Source organism: Azospirillum sp. UFLA03-27, from assembly GCF_059803775.1.
In genome coordinates this window covers 1-15209 of sequence record NZ_JAUQTX010000173.1, presented here as the reverse complement: position 1 = coordinate 15209, position 15209 = coordinate 1, and the positions used below count along the sequence as shown (strand labels likewise).

Genomic DNA, 15209 nt, shown 5'->3' with positions numbered 1-15209 from the left:
GCGTATAATCGTCGGCAGCGTCAGATGTGTATAAGAGACAGGTCATGAGCTGGGCGGGCTGGCTCCGGCTGATCGTGGTGACCGGCGCCGTCCTGCTGCTGGAGGTTCTGTGCCGGGCCGGCGTCATCGCCAAGACGGTCCTGCCGGCGCCCAGCGTCATGGCCGGCGACCTCTACCGCCTTCTCGCCTCGGGGGCGGCCAGCGCCGACATTGGCGAGACGCTGGGCAACGTCGCCATGGCGGTGATCGCCTCAATCCTGCTCGGCTTCGTCGCCGGTGTGGCGATCCACGCCATGCCGCGGGTGCGCCGGGCGCTCGATCCCTTCCTGGCGACCTATTACGCGGTGCCCTTCTTCGTCTTCTACCCGGTGCTGATCGTCATCTTCGGGCTGGGGGCGGCGCCCATCGTGGTGATCGGCACGCTGTTCGGCGTGGTGGCGATGCTGATCAACACGCTGAACGGGCTGGACCGGATTCCCCGCGTTCTGCTGAAGACCGCGCGCGTCCACGGCATGGACCCGGTGCGCACGGCGCTGATGGTCAAGCTGCCCAGCGCGGCGCCCTTCCTGTTCACCGGGGCGAAGCTGGCCATCGCCTACTGCTTCATCGGCGTCATCGCGGCGGAGTTCATCATGTCCTCCTCGGGCATCGGCTACAGCATCGCCTATGCCTTCAACAACTTCGACAATTCGCGGATGTACGCGCTGATGCTGTTCATCATCGTCCTGGTGACGGTGCTTAACGCGGTGCTCTTCACCTGGGAGCGCCGAATCATGCAGCGGCGGAGGCGCTGACGGCCATGCACAGAAAGACCGACACGCTTCTCGTCATCGTCGCGCTGGTGGCCCTGTGGCAGGTCCTGCACTGGATCGTCGGCAGCGTCGCCCTGACCTCGCCCGTCGACACGCTGGCCCGCGCCGTCGAACTGCTGGGCTCCGCCACCTTCTGGCCGCACGTCGCGGAGACCGGCGTGGCGCTGTTCTATTCGCTGCTGCTGGCGGTGCTCGGCGGGCTGACCATCGGCATCGCTCTCGGCATCAACCGGCTGGCCGGGGAGGTGGCGGAGCCGATCCTGGTGTCGCTCTATTCGCTGCCGAAGATCACGCTCTACCCGGTGATCCTGCTGGCCTTCGGGCTGGGCCTGTCGGCCAAGGTGGCCTTCGGGACGATCCACGGCATCGTCCCGGTGATCATCTTCACAATGAACGCGGTCCGCACCATCCCGCCGGTGATGCTGCGCAGCGCGCGGGTGATGCGCCTGTCGCCGCCCCAGCTCGTCTCCACCATCATCCTGCCCGCCGCCCTGCCGGAACTGGTGTCCGGCCTGCGGGTGGGCTTCTCGCTGACCCTGCTGGGCGTGCTGATCGGCGAGATGTTCGCCTCGCAGCGCGGCCTCGGCTACCTCGTCATGAACGCCATCGGCGGGCACGACGTGCGCACCATGATGGCCGTGGTGCTGATCCTTGCCACCACCGCCGTGCTCATCAGCGCCGGCCTGCTGCACATCGACCGGCGCATGCACCGGCGGGCCTCGTAAGACTTCCGGAGATTCCACAGACATGACTATTTCCCTCAAACAGCGCCTGTCGCAGCCGGGCCTGATCTCGGCCCCCGGCGTGTTCGACATGATCTCGGCCAAGGTGGCGGACGGCATGGGGTTCGACGCGCTGTACATGACCGGCTACGGCACCGTCGCCAGCCATCTCGGCCTGCCGGACGCCGGGCTCGCCACCTACAGCGACATGGTCGGCCGGGTGCGGGCCATCGCGCGCGGCACATCGACGCCGCTGATCGCCGACGGCGACACCGGCTATGGCGGCCTGCTCAACGTCGATTTCACCATCCGCGGCTATGAGGAGGCCGGGGCCGCCGCCATCCAGCTCGAAGACCAGGAATTCCCGAAGAAGTGCGGCCACACGCCGGGCCGCCGGGTCATCCCCACGGCCGACATGGTGCGCAAGATCCGCGTCGCCTGCGAGGCGCGCTCGTCGAGCGACTTCCTGATCATCGCCCGCACCGACGCCCGCACGACGCTCGGCCTCGACGAGGCGCTGCGCCGCGCCGACGCCTACGCCGAGGCCGGTGCCGACATCATCTTCGTGGAAAGCCCGGAGAGCGAGGCGGAGATGGAGCGGATCTGCCGGACCATCGGCAAGCCGCTGATTGCCAACATGGTGGAGGGCGGGCGCACGCCGGTGATGACCGGGGCGCGGCTGGAGGATCTCGGCTACCGCATCGCCATCTTCCCGGCCACCGGCTTCCTGGCGATGGCCGCGGCGCTGCGCAGCGCCTACGGCGAAATCCTCGCCAAGGGGTCGAGCGCCGAGTATCGGGGAGAGCTTTATCCCTTCCCCGACTTCACCCGCCTGATGGGCTTTGAGCGCGTCTGGGAATTCGAGAAGCGCCATCCCGAGACGGACTGACTGTCCGCCGTCTCAGCTCGGCGGCGTTTTTCCGGGGGCACGGCAGGGGAACTCGACGGTGAATCGCGTCCCCTCGCCGGGCCGGCTGTCCAGGTGGATGGTGCCGCCGAGCTGGCCGGTGATCAGGTTGAAGACGATGTGCAGGCCGAGCCCGGTCGAGCCGGTGCCCCGCCGCGTCGTGAAGAAGGGCTCGAACACCTTGCCGTGGTTCTCCGCCGGAATGCCGCAGCCGTCGTCCCGATAGACCAGCCGCACCCCGTCGTTCTCCAGCGTCTGCGCCGTGATGGCGATCCGGCCCTTCTCGCCGTCCCGGTAGGCGTGGTTGACCGAGTTGGTGATGAGATTCGTCACGATCTGGGCGATCACGCCGGGATAGCTGTCCAGTTCGATGCCCTTGGGGCACTCCAGACTTACCTCGTGGCCCGGGCGGTGCCAGGTCGGGCGCAGGCTGACCAGAACCTCCTCCAGATAGCCGCGCAGGTCGAAGCGGCGGCGGTCGCTGCGCGTCTGGTCGGAGGCGACCTGCTTGAAGCTCTGCACCAGATCGGCGGCACGGGTGGCGTTGCTGATCATCAGCGTGGCGGCGTCGTGCGCGGCCTGCATGAAGTCCTGGAAGTCGGCCCGGCGCATCTTGCCGGTGTCGGACAGCGTTTCGAGCGCGCTGATCTTCTCGCCGAGATAGGAGGCGCTGGTCATCACGATGCCGATGGGCGTGTTGATCTCGTGCGCCACCCCGGCGACGAGCTGCCCCAGCGAGGCCATCTTCTCCGCCTGGACGAGCTGCTGCTGGGCGGCCTTGAGCTGGGCATGGGCGGCGTGGAGCTGTTCGTGGGCGTCGCGCAGCTCGCTTTCGCGGCTGCGGTCCACCGTCACGTCCACATAGACCTGCACCATGCCGCCGTCCGGCATGGGATTGCTGCGGACCTGGATGACCCGGCCATCGGCGAACTCGATCTCGCTGGGGCTGCTGACCAGGGGCGAGGGCACCAGCGCCGTCAGCAGCTGCCCGGAGGCGTTCACCGCGGCGCTCAGCTCCCGATACGGAACGCCGACCCGGCGCAGCGTGTCCGGCAGTTGGAAGAGGGCCATGGCCCGCTCGTTCCAGACGCGCAGCCGCTCCTCGGCGTCGAAGGCCGCCAGGCCGTCATACATGCTGGCCAGCGTGGCGCGCAGCAGCTGCGACTGTTCGGCCACCTCGCGTGTTCGCTCGGCCACCTGGGCTTCCAGCGTGCGGTTCAGTCGCTCCAGCCCGTCGTAGAGGCGGGCGTTCTCGATGGAGATGGCGATCTGCACCGACAGGAGGTTGAGCAGCTCCAGCCGCTCCGGGCTGAAGATGTCGGCGGCGAGGTTGTTCTCCAGATAGAGGATGCCGACCATCTGGTTGCGGTTGCGCAAGGGCAGGCACAGCACGGAGCGCGGCTGCGCCATCCGCGTGTAGGCGTCGTACTGGAAATCGCCGTCGTTCGCGGCGTCGGCCAGAACCACCGGCTCCCCGGTCTGGATGACCGCATCGACGATGCCACGCACCAGGACCGGCGCCGCGTCGTCGAGCGGGCGGGATTGCAGGACCTCCGCGGCGTCGCCCTCGCTGGTGGCGTCGGCCTCGATCCGCCACGCGCCATCGGTCGGCAGCAGCAGGCAGCCCCGCGTCGCCCCGGCGTTGGTGATGACCAGCTTCATCAGCGTCCACAGCAGGTCGCCCAGGCGGATGTCCTGCGCCAGCGCCTGCGAGGTGCGGATCACCGTCTCCACATCCACCATGTGGGAGCTGGACCCGGAGGAGGAGCGCCGCCGCGACGAGGCGGTGACCGGGCGCTGCGGCGGGAAGCCGTCGTCGACGGGACCCTGGTCCGCCGCCGTCTCGCCGAACAGCTCGGCCAGCCGGGCGTCGAGCGCCCGGACCTTCGCCAGCGCGTCCCAGCGCCGGTAGGCGTGGCGGGCCTGGAACAGCATCACCTTCGCGGTGAAGCGGTCGCCGCGCGCCAACGCGGCTTCGCCGGCCCGCTCGCAGGCGAAGGCCTCGTCGTGGGTGAAGCCCTGTTCGCGGGCGCTCTCCGCGGCGGTCTGGTAATGACGATGCGCCTTGTCCAGCCGCCCGGTGGCGCGCAGCCGCTCGGCCACCACGAGCGCCAGCAGGTGACGGAAATTGGTCGGCGCGTGGCGGACCGCGCCGCGGAGCCGGCGCTCCAGCCCGAGCGCCGCGGCCCGCGCCCGCAGCCGCTCGGCGGGGCGCAGGCGGTCCCAGGCGGCGAAGTCGATCAGGGCGGCGACCACCCGCATGCGCAGGTTCATCACCATGCCCATGGAGGCGTCGGCGAAGGGACGGCGCTTCGCCATGCAGCGCCGCGCCTCGTCGATCCGGCCGAACAGCAGGTTCAAATAGGCCAGATGGCTGTGCATCGTGTCCAGGGCGAGGCGGTTGCCGCTGGCGGCCAGAGCCGGGACGTCGCTCGCCTCCGCGACGTGGGGGCCTGCGAAGACGGTGGGGTCGTCGGACTCGCCCAGCAGGTTGGCGATGAGCTGCTGGTGGGGCCGCAAGACACCGGCTGCGGTCTGCTGGTTCAGACGCGCGATGGCGGCGGCGTGGCCCGCCGCGGTCTGCTGGAGCTGCCGCAGGGGATGGCCGAGAAACAGCCCTTGCGCGACGGCGTTGTTCAGGCAATAGGCGGCGTACTCGATGTCGCCGGTCTCCAGGCCGATCCGGTGGGCGTCGAGAAGGCCGGCCAGTGATTTGGCCACCGGCTGGTGCCACACCTCGATGAACAGATGGACGACGAACAGCGTCTGGGCGCGCCCCTGGTTGGCGTTCAGCCGGTCGAGCACGCGCAGCGCCACCCGCCCGTACATGGCGCCCGCCGGGACGTCGCCGAGCATCGCGCAGTGCAGCAGCCCGTAGGTGGCGTAGGTGATGCCGGAGGCCGGCAGGATTCCCTCGGTCGCCGACAGGCGGACCATGCGCAGCAGCAGCACCGTGTAGAGGTTGGTGTCGTGCAGATAGGCGCTGGCCAGCACGCGCGACACGATGCGCCCGATCGTCAGCAGGCGCGGATCGGTGAGGGGCGGGCGGTTGACGAGATCCTCCTCGCCCTTGCCGCGCAGCGCCAGCTTGGTCTTGGCAAGTTCCTTGAGCACATGCCGGGTGTCCGCCCGCTCGGGGATCGGGCTGCCGAGCTGGCCCAGGGCGGTGCGGCAGGCACCGAGCGCCGCCGGCAGGTTCTGCCGCGACACGTGCATCTGGATCTGCGTCTCGTACGCCAGGGCACGGTCGAGGACGGTGCGGGCGTTGGCCTCGATGGCTTCGGCCAGCGGCATCGCCGCGGCGACGTCGCCGTTCACCGCCGCGATCTCCGCCGCTTCGGCGTGCAGGCTGAGCGCCAGCTCGTACAGGCGCGACCAACCGTCCGCGGGGAGCAGCCCGACCCCGGTGATGAGATAGTCGAAGGCCGGCCCCAACGCCGCCGAGGCGCGCGCCGCCTGCCCGGCCAGAAGGTTGTAACGGGCCAGCCGCTCCCTCTGCTCCGGCGACAGCAGGGGCAGGGCTCGGTTCAGCTGGTTGGTGATCGCGAACAGCCGATCGGTCGTCCGATCGCCCGTCAGGCCCTGGCTGCGTTCCAGCACGAGGCCGACGGCGAGATGGCAGGCCAGGGCGTCGGCGTCCGGCAGCATGCTGTAGGCCGCCTGCTGCACCCGGTCATGGACGAAGCGGTAGGTGGCGCGCGGCGACACGCTGTCCATGTCGGCGTAGCGGTAGGCGTCGCCCACCGGGACCACCAGCCCGCTGCGCAGGGCCGGCCACAGCGCCGCCGCCGTCGCGGCGGAGGTCCGCCGGCTCGCGTCGGCCAGGGTGGCGAGATCGAAGGCGCTGCCGATGCAGGCGGCGGTCTGGATGACGGCCAGAGTCTCGGCGGGAAGCTCGCGGATGCGGCGGACGACGAAGGTGACGACGTCGTCGACCATCCGCTCCATCCGCTGGGACTCGATCGCCTCCAGGTTCCAGTTCCACACCCCGGCGAGGCCGTCATAGGCGATCAGCCCGCTCAGCTCCAGCGACTCCAGGAACTGCCCGAGGAAGAAGGGGTTGCCCAGCGTGTTGGCGATCAGCCGTTCGGCCAGGGGGCGCACGTCGTCGGGGGCCGCGTGCAGCGTGTCGGACAGCAGGGCCACCACCGCGTCGGCGTCGAGACCGCCGAGAGAGACGTCGCGGACGGGAACGCCGCGCTCGCCGAAGGTCTGGATCGTGTGGCGCAGCGGGTGGGCGGCATCGACCTCGGTGTCGCGGCAGGTGCCGACCAGCAGGAAGTGGCCGAGGTCCGGATCGCCGGCCAGCCCCTCCAGGAGCTTTAGCGTGGCGAGGTCGGCCCATTGCAGGTCGTCCAGGAACAGCACCAGCGGGTGCCCCGCCCCGGCGAAGACGCGGACGAAATTGCGGAACACGTAGATGAAGCGCTCGTGAGCCTCCACCGGACCCAGCTCCGGGACCGGCGGCTGGGGGCCGATCAACCGTTCGACGTGCGGGATGACGTCGGTGATGACCCGCCCGTTGGGACCGAGCGCCGCGAGGAGGCGGGCGCGCCAGCGCGCCAGCGACTCCGGGCCGGTGGCGAAAGTCTGCCGCACCAGGGTCTTGAAGGCCTCGATCACCGGCGCGTAGGGGATGTCGCGCTTCAGCGGCTCGAACTTGCCGGTGATGAAGAAGCCGTGGCGGGCGATGACCGGCTTGTGCAGTTCCCGCACCAGCGCCGATTTGCCCACACCCGAATAGCCGGAGATCAGCAGCGCTTCGAACCCGCCCGCGGCGGCCCGTCCGAAGGCGTCGAGAAGGACGCGGAACTGGGCGGTGCGGCCATAGAGCTTCTGCGGGATGCGCAACACCGGACGGACGTCCCGGCCGGCCAGCGCGAAGGGCTCGATGCGGCCGTGGCTGCGCCATTCGGTCAGACAGCGTTCGAGGTCGGCGCGCAGGCCGAAGGTGCTCTGGTAGCGCTCCTCCGGGTTCTTCGCCATCAGCCGGGCCACGATGGCGGCCAGTGGCTCGGGCACCAGCGGGTTGAGCTTGTGCACGGGCACGGGCGTCCGCGCGATGTGGCAATGCACCAGTTCCAGCGGATCGCCGGACGGGAAGGGGGGCTGGCCGGTCAGGAAGTCGTGGAAGGTGGCGCCCAGCGCGTAGAAGTCGGCGCGGTAATCCACCGACCGGTTCATGCGGCCGGTCTGCTCCGGCGCCATGTAGGCGAGCGTGCCCTCCATGGTGCCGACGTCCGGGTCGCCCGCCTCTTCCCGCGATAATTCCGACGCGATGCCGAAGTCGATCAGGTTGAACTGACCGGTCGCCGGGTTCCAGATCAGGTTGCCGGGGCTGATGTCCTTGTGGACGACACCGGCGTCGTGCACGGCGGCCAGCGCGTCGACCGCCTGGAGCGCCATCCGCAGGAAGACCGCGACGTCCTCCGTCCGCACGTCCGGAAGGCTGTCCAGCGCGGCGCCGCCGATGTCGCGGAACACCATCATCAGCCCGTTGCCATGGGGGACGCAGTCCAGCGCCTCCACGATCCCGGCGTGGCGCAACCGGCGGGCGATGGCGAATTCACGCTGGAACGCCGCCTTGTCCTCGCCGCCGATGTCCGCCCCGGACAGGAGCTTGCAGATGACGGGCAGGCCGTCGTCGCGCCGGACGGCGCGCAGCACGGTGGAGCGCGACCCCACATGCAGCGTCTCGACAACGCGGAAGCCCGGTAACGCCGGCACGGTTGCGGTGGGGATGGCCCCGATCACGACGCAGCATCCTTATGTCGCGTGGTTGCGGTATCCGTTATAGAAGGTCGCGCCACGGTGGAGCAAGCGCAGGGCGTGCTGGCCGGGGTTTTGCACGATTTTTGCTTGGCGATCGCACGGGTCATAGACCTGTAGCATCGGCGAAACGGCGTAATAGTTCAATTGCGGTAAGACAATTTATGCTAATCTCCCCCGCAATTTCTGACGAGTGCCGCGGAATTTCGCGGCGCCGTCACGGGGATGCCGGATCTGCGGGGGGAGAGCATGGCGAAGACGAGGGTTGCAATTCTGGGTGGTGGCGTCGGCGCCCTCACCACGGCGCATTTCCTGTCCGACACGGACGAGAAGCGGGCACGCTATGACGTCACCATCTACCAGATGGGCTGGCGGCTGGGCGGCAAGGGCGCCACCGGGCGCGACCAGTGGAACCGCATCCAGGAGCACGGCCTGCATGTCTGGTTCGGCTTCTACAACAACGCCTTCAAGATGCTCCAGGACGTCTTCGACGTCTGGAAGCGCTCGCCGGACAACAGCTTCCAGTCCTGGCGGGACGTGCTGAAGCCGCAGCGCTTCACCCCCATCGGCATGGTGCTGGACGGCGGCAAGCCGGCCTACTGGCCGCTGACCTGGCCGGTGCTGGGCGGCGAGCCGGGCTCGGCCAACGTCATGCCGACTCTGCCGCAGGCCATCGCGTCGTTGGTCGGCGTGGTGCGCGACGTGTTCGAGAACTGGGACGAGCTGAGCGGCCTGATCGTCGACGGCAAGCTGGTCCACATCGACGGCCGCACCGTCGCGCCGATGCCCGTCCTGCCGGCCGACCAGCAGGTCCTTCCGGCGCCGCTGGCCACCCATTTCGCCGACGCGATCCGAAGCTGGAAAGACCGGGAGGTCCGCCATCTGGCGCAGGCCGAGGCGCTGCTGAAGGGCGCCGCGGTGACCACCGCCAAGGACGCCGCGGTGGCCGCCCACCGGTTGATCCGGGCGCTGGCAGACGGGGCGCGAAATGGGCCTGGGTCCAACCCGTCGGCGGCTCCGCCGGTGGAGCATTTCCACGACCTGATGACGCTGTTGCGGCTGATCGAAGCCGCGGCGGCCACCCTGCCGAGCAACCATGTGGCCCGTGACCTGCTGGCCTTCGTGCTTCCCTTCACCATCGGCATCATCGCCGATTTCGGGATCGAAAAGCGCACCGCCGATTCGCTGGACGAGCTGGAATTCACCGACTGGCTGATCCGTCACGGCGGCGACGCCGAGGCGCTGAAGCAGAGCTGCTCGCTGCGCACCTGCTACGACACCTTCATGCAGTACAAGGACGGCGACTACCGTCAGCCCAACTGGGGCGCCGGCGTCGCGGCGCAGTCCTGCGTGCGCATGTTCGCCACCTGCCGCGAATCGGTGATGTGGAACATGGAAGCGGGCATGGGCGAGGTCATCATCGCGCCCATCTACCAGACCCTGCTGCAGAACGGCGTGAAGGTGAAGTTCTTCCGCCGCGTCGAGGACATCGGCCTGTCCGACGACCGCGCGCTGGTCGAAACCGTGCGCCTCGCCCGGCAGGTCGATCTGGCCGACGGCGGGGACGACTACCAGCCGCTGATCACCGTGCCGCTGGAGGACAAAAAGTTTCTCCTGGCTTGGCCGCTGGAGCCGCTGTGGGACCAGATCAAGGACGCCGACAAGGTCCAGGCGGCGCTCGCCACCAACAACTCCTCGCTGGAGTCGCACTGGTGCGCGTGGGAGCCGGTCGGGACCGAGACGCTGCAGCGCGGCCGCGACTTCGACGTGGCCGTCCTCGGCATCTCCATGGGCGGCTTCAAGGCGATGAACGACCAGCCGACCCTGGCGGCGGAGTTGCAGGCGGCCTCGCCGGCCTTCAACGCGATGACCAGCAACATCGGCATCATCCCGACGCTGTCCATGCAGCTGTGGTGCGGTCCAGACCTCCAGGGGCTGGGCTGGGAACCGGGCCAGCCGGCCGCCGTCGCCGGGCCGGAGCCCTGGTCGATCTGGGCGGAGATGGGGCAGACGCTGCCCTACGAGTTCCGCCCCGGCGAGACCGGCGCGCCGAAGTCGGTGCATTACATCTGCGGCGTCTGGCAGACCGGTCTGGTCGCCCGTCCGACCACCGACCTCGCGGTGCCGAAGGAGGCGCTGGACACTGTGACGGACAGCGCGGCGGAGTGGCTGGACGCCTACATGGGCAATTTCTGGCCGAAGGCGACGGTCTCCGGCCATGGCGGCGTCGGCTTCAACTGGAACGTCCTCTACGACCCGTGGAACGGCACCGGGCGGGAGCGGCTGTCGCACCAGATCATCCGCGCCAACGTCGATCCCACCGAAACGCTGCCGGGCAGCGCCGCCGGCTCCACCCAGTACCGGCTGCGCACCGACGCGAGCGGGTTCTACAACCTGTTCCTGGCCGGCTGCTGGGTCCGCACCGGCTTCAACACCTCCTGCATCGAGGCCACGGTGATGTCCGGCATGCAGGCGGCGCGGGCCATCTCCGGGACGCCGCTGTTCATCTCCGGTGAGAACTTCCTGAACGGGGCGCCGTCGTGACCGCCCCCCGCTACGTCTCCTTCGCCGGGCACGGCGAGGTGTCGATCGCCGCACCCGGCGTCTTCACCGACAGCCTCGCCACCGCCTTCGTCGTGCGCAGCAACCCGGTGAACACCCAGGCGCTGGTCGACAAGCTGCTCAACGTGGCGCCCGCCGGGGCGGTGCGCTACACGGTGGCCGGTCCGGTGGCGCTGTGCACCTTCCTGTCGGTGGGGCGCTGCACCAGCCCGACCGAGCCGTTCGGCTGGATTCCCTACCGGGAGGCCTCGCTGTGGCTGCCGCTGATCGAGCATCGGCCCGGCCAGTGGCCGCGGCTGGTGCTGTGGATGCCCTACGTCTTTCCGGACGCGACCATTCCGCTGGTCTGCGGGCGCGAGGGCTGGGGCTTCGCCAAGTCGCTGGGCCGCGTCACGCTGCCGGAGGAGGGGGCCGAGGCCCCGCGCTTCGTCTGCGAGACGACGCTGTTCCGCACCCTGTCCTCCGACTGCGAGGGGGTGTTCGCCCCCTTGCTGACCGTGGAGGGCGGGCCGTGGACCCCCGGCTCGGCGTGGCAGAGCCTTGAGGATCTCGCCGCCGACCTCGGCGACGCGCTGAAAGCCCTGCTGCGCCCCGGCGGTCTGGTCGAGGGGGTGGAGGTCGCCGTCAAGGCGGTGGAATCGCTGCTGGCCGGCACGGTGCCGGTCATCAACCTGAAGCAGTTCCGCGGCGCCCCGGACAGCGAGCTGGCCTGCTATCAGGCGCTGATCGACTGCCCGATGCACGTCGACCGCTTCCGCGGGGCGTGGCCGATGCGCGGCGACTGGACGCTGCGGGTGGCCGAATACGCCAGCCATCAGGTCATTTCGGACTTCGGCTTCACGGCCGGGCCGGACGGCAGCGCCACCGTCCATGTGGATTTCGCCATGCAGATCCACATGGACTTCCGCGCCAATCCCGGCCGGGTGGTCTGGCAGGCGGAGTGAGGGACAGGGCGCCGGCTCCGGAAAGGGCCGGCGCTCTCTTCAGAACGAGGCGCTGAGGCTCAGCGCCACGATGTCGGTACCGTTGCAGAACTTGCCCGGATTGACGGCGGAGCCGTTGGGCGGCGTGCTGTTGCTCACGCACTCCTGGAAGCCGTGGGAAAAGGCGCCGTCCAGCCGCAGCGTCTCGGAGAAGGCATAGCCGACGCCGATACTGGCGTGCTTGGTGATGACCACCGGAATGACCGAGACGATGTCCTCCGCCGGGGCGGTCTTGTCGGCCCAGCGGAAGCCGGCGCGCAGGGTCAGCGCGTCGGTCACTTGGTAAGCGCCGCCGATGGCGAAGATGTTGATGTCGCGGTAGCGCTGCGGCAGCGTCTCCCACACCGTGCCGAGGCCTGGCACATCGACGCGGATGTTGTACTGGCGCAGCGCCTGCGCCCAGAAGGCGCGCCGGTAGTCGAAGGCGACGGTCAGGTCGGGGCGCAGCCGGTGGCTGACGCCGATGCCGAACTCTGCAGGGAGCTGGAAATTCCCCAGCGTGTATTTCGCGGGCTGGGTCAGCCGCGACCCGTCGGGCGCCAGCACGATCACCGAGCCGTCGCCGGTCAGGTTGTTGAGCGCTGTGCGGAACTGGTAGAAGGCGCCGACGGTGGTGTCGGCCTGCGGCTTCCAGGTCAGGCCGAGCCGGCCGCTCACCCCATCGCCCTCCACCCCGGCGCGCGTGATCGACGGGTCGAAGATGTCGAAATAGACGCCGCCGCCCATCCCGACCATGGTGCTGGCCGCGCCCAGCATCGGCCCCTGTCCAGTCAGCCGCCCGGTGGCGGCCAGCGCGCCGAGCTGGTCGGCCCCCTGGAGGACGCGGAAGCCGAGCCCCGCCCGCACGTAATCGACCGCTCCCGCCACCGTGACCTTCGGCGTCACGTCCCAGGCGGCGGCCAACGGGACGCGCATGAACATCGCCTCGCTGCTGGTGCGCAGCCCGCTGTCGACGCCGGACGGCAGCCGGGCCATGAAGGCGCCCTCGCCGTAATCGGTGCCGAAGCCGCCCTGGGCGTAGGCGCCCAGCCCCAAGGCCAGAGTCTCATGCCGCCAGACGAAGCCGCCCTGGGGGATGTAATAGCCCTGGAAGGGGAAGGTGTCCTTGCCGTGCGCCACCTCGCCGGTCCGCGTCTGCGTGGCGCGCAGCCCGGTCGGGGCGGCGACCACCAAGCCGCCCTCCAAATAGGAGGAGGAGCGCTGCGTCAGGGTCGCCGGGTTGAGGATCATGGCGGCGCCGCCGATGTCGGACGCCGCACCGGTGCCGCCCATGCCCATGGACACGGCCCCGAACCCTTCGAAGGTGTAGACATCGGTGGCATGGGACGGAAACGCGGCGGCCAGAGTGGCCGCCGCGGCAAACGCTGCGATTACGCGCATTGAATCAGGGTTCTCAATCGGACGGGGTAAGGTCGATGGTCTGACGGGCGATGGCCTCGGCGGCCTGCTTTCCGGACAGGACGGCGATCTCGGCGCTGCCCGCGCTGAACCAGGTCCGCGTCCAGTCCCCCGCCAGGAAGGCGTTGACGAAGCCGCTGTCGCCCGGCTTCAGCCGGGTCTCCACCGTCGCCGGGAAGCACTGCACGTAGAGCTCCGACGGGTCGAGGTTGTAGCGGTAGTAGGAGGAATAGACCTGGCTCTGGTCGAACACGCCGTCCTTGACCGTGTTGGGCCACAGCACCCCGACGTTGGCGTTCAGCCACTCCGTGGCGTCCCGGCGGACGTCCGCGGCCATCCGCTGCGGCAGGCCGCAAGCATAGGGAGGGGCGCCGGCCGGCCAATGGGCGGTGCCGCAGAAATACTCCACGGCCTTGACCGTGCCGGGCGGCCAGGATTCGGCGGGAATGAGATGGCTCATCTCGCCCCAGCTGTCGAGTTCCTCGACATAGCTGGTCATGGCGGTCGGGCCGGCCTTCCAGCCCATCTCCTCGATGCTCGGCGTCATCCAGAGCTGGACCGCCTGGGTCGGCACCGCCGGGGTGACCTCGACCATCTGCTTGAAGCGCAGATTGGCGTCCATCAACTCGGCCGCCGGGTCGGCCAGCGCGGCGGGCGGCATGGCCAGGACGACGAGGTCGAAGTCCTTGCCGACCTCCAGCACCGACTCCCCGGCGGTGCAGTGGCAGAACACCGATTCCAGATTGATACCGGCGTCGCGGATCTTGTCGCCGTCGACGATCTGGCTCCAGTCCGGCTCGGACGGCCAGCAGTAGAGCCACTTCCCGTCGTCGCCGTAGCCGACCTTGACGAACGGGTCATAGGCACCGTTGACGAGATCGACCTGCCGGTTCAGGCGCACCCGTTCCACCCAGGCGCCGTTCTCCGAAGTTTCCAGCTTGGTCAGGCGGTGGAACAGCTTGATGTCCACCCCGCGCTGCTTCAGCACGAACCAAGCGGGCGTGAAGACGGTGTCGCCCATGCCGGCGTTCATCTTCCACAGCGGCGCGCCCTTGTAGGCGAAGCCCATCAGCAGAAGGATCTCCGCCGCGGCGCCGGCGGCGAAGCGCGCGTTCTCCGGCCCGTCGGTCGCTTCGCCGTTCTTGTAGGAGAAGCACATGTCGTAGAGCAGGCGCACCGGGGCCGACCACGCGAAGGTGTCGGAGATGCCGTTCTTCTGCAGCCACTCGCGGAAGTCCTCGCCGTTGATGCGGTCGAAGCCGTCCTTGCCGTAGGGCAGCACGTCGGCGAAGCAGCCGATGGCGAAGGCGAGGCCGAAATCGGCGAAGCAGGCGAACTCCCAGCCCTCGTCCGACAGCTTCAGCAGCGGTTCCAGGACCGCCTGGAAGCCTTTCTGGACGAGCTTGAGCAGATCGACGATCAGCCCGTGGTCCAGGGCGCCGTCGCCCGCCTCCTCGATGTGGGTCCGCGCTTTCTCAAGGGCGTCCAGCCCGAGCTTCGCGGTCAGATGGCCGGGCAGATGGTCGTGCTTGGCGACCAGATTTTGCAGCGCGCCGATCAGGAAGGCCGCGAAGCCGTTCGGGCCGAGCGACCGTGGGTCGCCGGGCGTGCCGGAGCGCTTGGGGAAATCAAGGTTCCAGGAGTGCCAGCGGGTCTTGCCGAATCGCGGGATGTCCTGCATCAGCGTCACCTGATACAGCGGGCGGAAGGCGTCCTGCCAGGTCTGGAAGGCGTAGTCGGCGGGCTCGTCCCACTCCGCGTAGGCGCCGCGCACCATCCGAAAGGCGTTGTCGTAGAAGCCCAGGAAGATGTGCAGCCCGTGCTCCTCGATGCGCTGGCCCTGCTTGGCGTTGCGGCCGCTGGCCCCCTTGCCGCCCAGCCGCCAGCCGTGGCTGACCAGCGTCACGTCGAACTTCTCGCGCAACGCCTCGGTCGCCGTGAGAGTCAGCGCGGCGGACACGCCCCCAAGCCCGCCGCCCAGCACCAGCACACGCGTCTTTCCCATCGCAGCCACCCCTGTCTCTTATACACATCTCCGAGCCCACGAGACTATAAC

General features: G+C 69.2%; 8 protein-coding genes. 5 read left to right on the top strand and 3 right to left on the bottom strand.

Features of this window, described 5'->3' with window-relative positions:
• Positions 1 to 26: 26 nt before the first annotated feature.
• The 3 genes from Q4I23_RS22390 to Q4I23_RS22380 are packed head-to-tail and all read left to right on the top strand — an operon-like array spanning position 27 to position 2423.
• A complete protein-coding gene (locus Q4I23_RS22390; protein ID WP_498527674.1) occupies positions 27 to 794 on the top strand; it encodes an ABC transporter permease in 768 nt (255 codons plus the stop codon).
• 5 nt (positions 795 to 799) lie between these two features.
• Positions 800 to 1537 carry an ABC transporter permease gene (locus Q4I23_RS22385; RefSeq protein WP_498527673.1) on the top strand — a complete coding sequence of 246 codons (738 nt, stop codon included), beginning with the start codon at positions 800 to 802 and terminating at the stop codon, positions 1535 to 1537.
• A 22-nt stretch (positions 1538 to 1559) separates the two neighbouring features.
• The gene (locus Q4I23_RS22380) at positions 1560 to 2423 is read left to right on the top strand and encodes an isocitrate lyase/PEP mutase family protein (RefSeq protein WP_498527672.1); all 864 of its coding nucleotides are present in this window, start codon (positions 1560 to 1562) and stop codon (positions 2421 to 2423) included.
• Between the two features lie 12 nt (positions 2424 to 2435).
• Here Q4I23_RS22380 and Q4I23_RS22375 read toward each other — a convergent pair whose 3' ends face one another.
• The gene (locus Q4I23_RS22375) at positions 2436 to 8195 is read right to left on the bottom strand and encodes a trifunctional serine/threonine-protein kinase/ATP-binding protein/sensor histidine kinase (RefSeq protein WP_498527671.1); all 5760 of its coding nucleotides are present in this window, start codon (positions 8193 to 8195) and stop codon (positions 2436 to 2438) included.
• A gap of 264 nt (positions 8196 to 8459) precedes the next feature.
• On the opposite strand from Q4I23_RS22375, the gene Q4I23_RS22370 reads away from it, so the two are divergent.
• Together Q4I23_RS22370 and Q4I23_RS22365 are read left to right on the top strand one after the other, a co-directional pair.
• Complete coding sequence (locus Q4I23_RS22370; RefSeq protein ID WP_498527670.1) at positions 8460 to 10754, top strand: NAD(P)-binding protein; 2295 nt, start codon at positions 8460 to 8462, stop codon at positions 10752 to 10754.
• Positions 10751 to 11716 (top strand): acetoacetate decarboxylase family protein, encoded by a 966-nt coding sequence (locus tag Q4I23_RS22365; protein ID WP_498527669.1) that lies wholly within the window; start codon positions 10751 to 10753, stop codon positions 11714 to 11716. Before Q4I23_RS22370 ends, Q4I23_RS22365 begins: the two co-directional genes overlap by 4 nt.
• A 39-nt stretch (positions 11717 to 11755) precedes the next feature.
• On the opposite strand, the gene Q4I23_RS22360 is transcribed toward Q4I23_RS22365, so the two are convergent.
• Positions 11756 to 13135 (bottom strand): OmpP1/FadL family transporter, encoded by a 1380-nt coding sequence (locus Q4I23_RS22360; RefSeq protein ID WP_498527668.1) that lies wholly within the window; start codon positions 13133 to 13135, stop codon positions 11756 to 11758.
• 13 nt (positions 13136 to 13148) lie between these two features.
• Complete coding sequence (locus Q4I23_RS22355) at positions 13149 to 15158, bottom strand: NAD(P)-binding protein (RefSeq protein WP_498527667.1); 2010 nt, start codon at positions 15156 to 15158, stop codon at positions 13149 to 13151.
• Positions 15159 to 15209 lie beyond the last annotated feature (51 nt).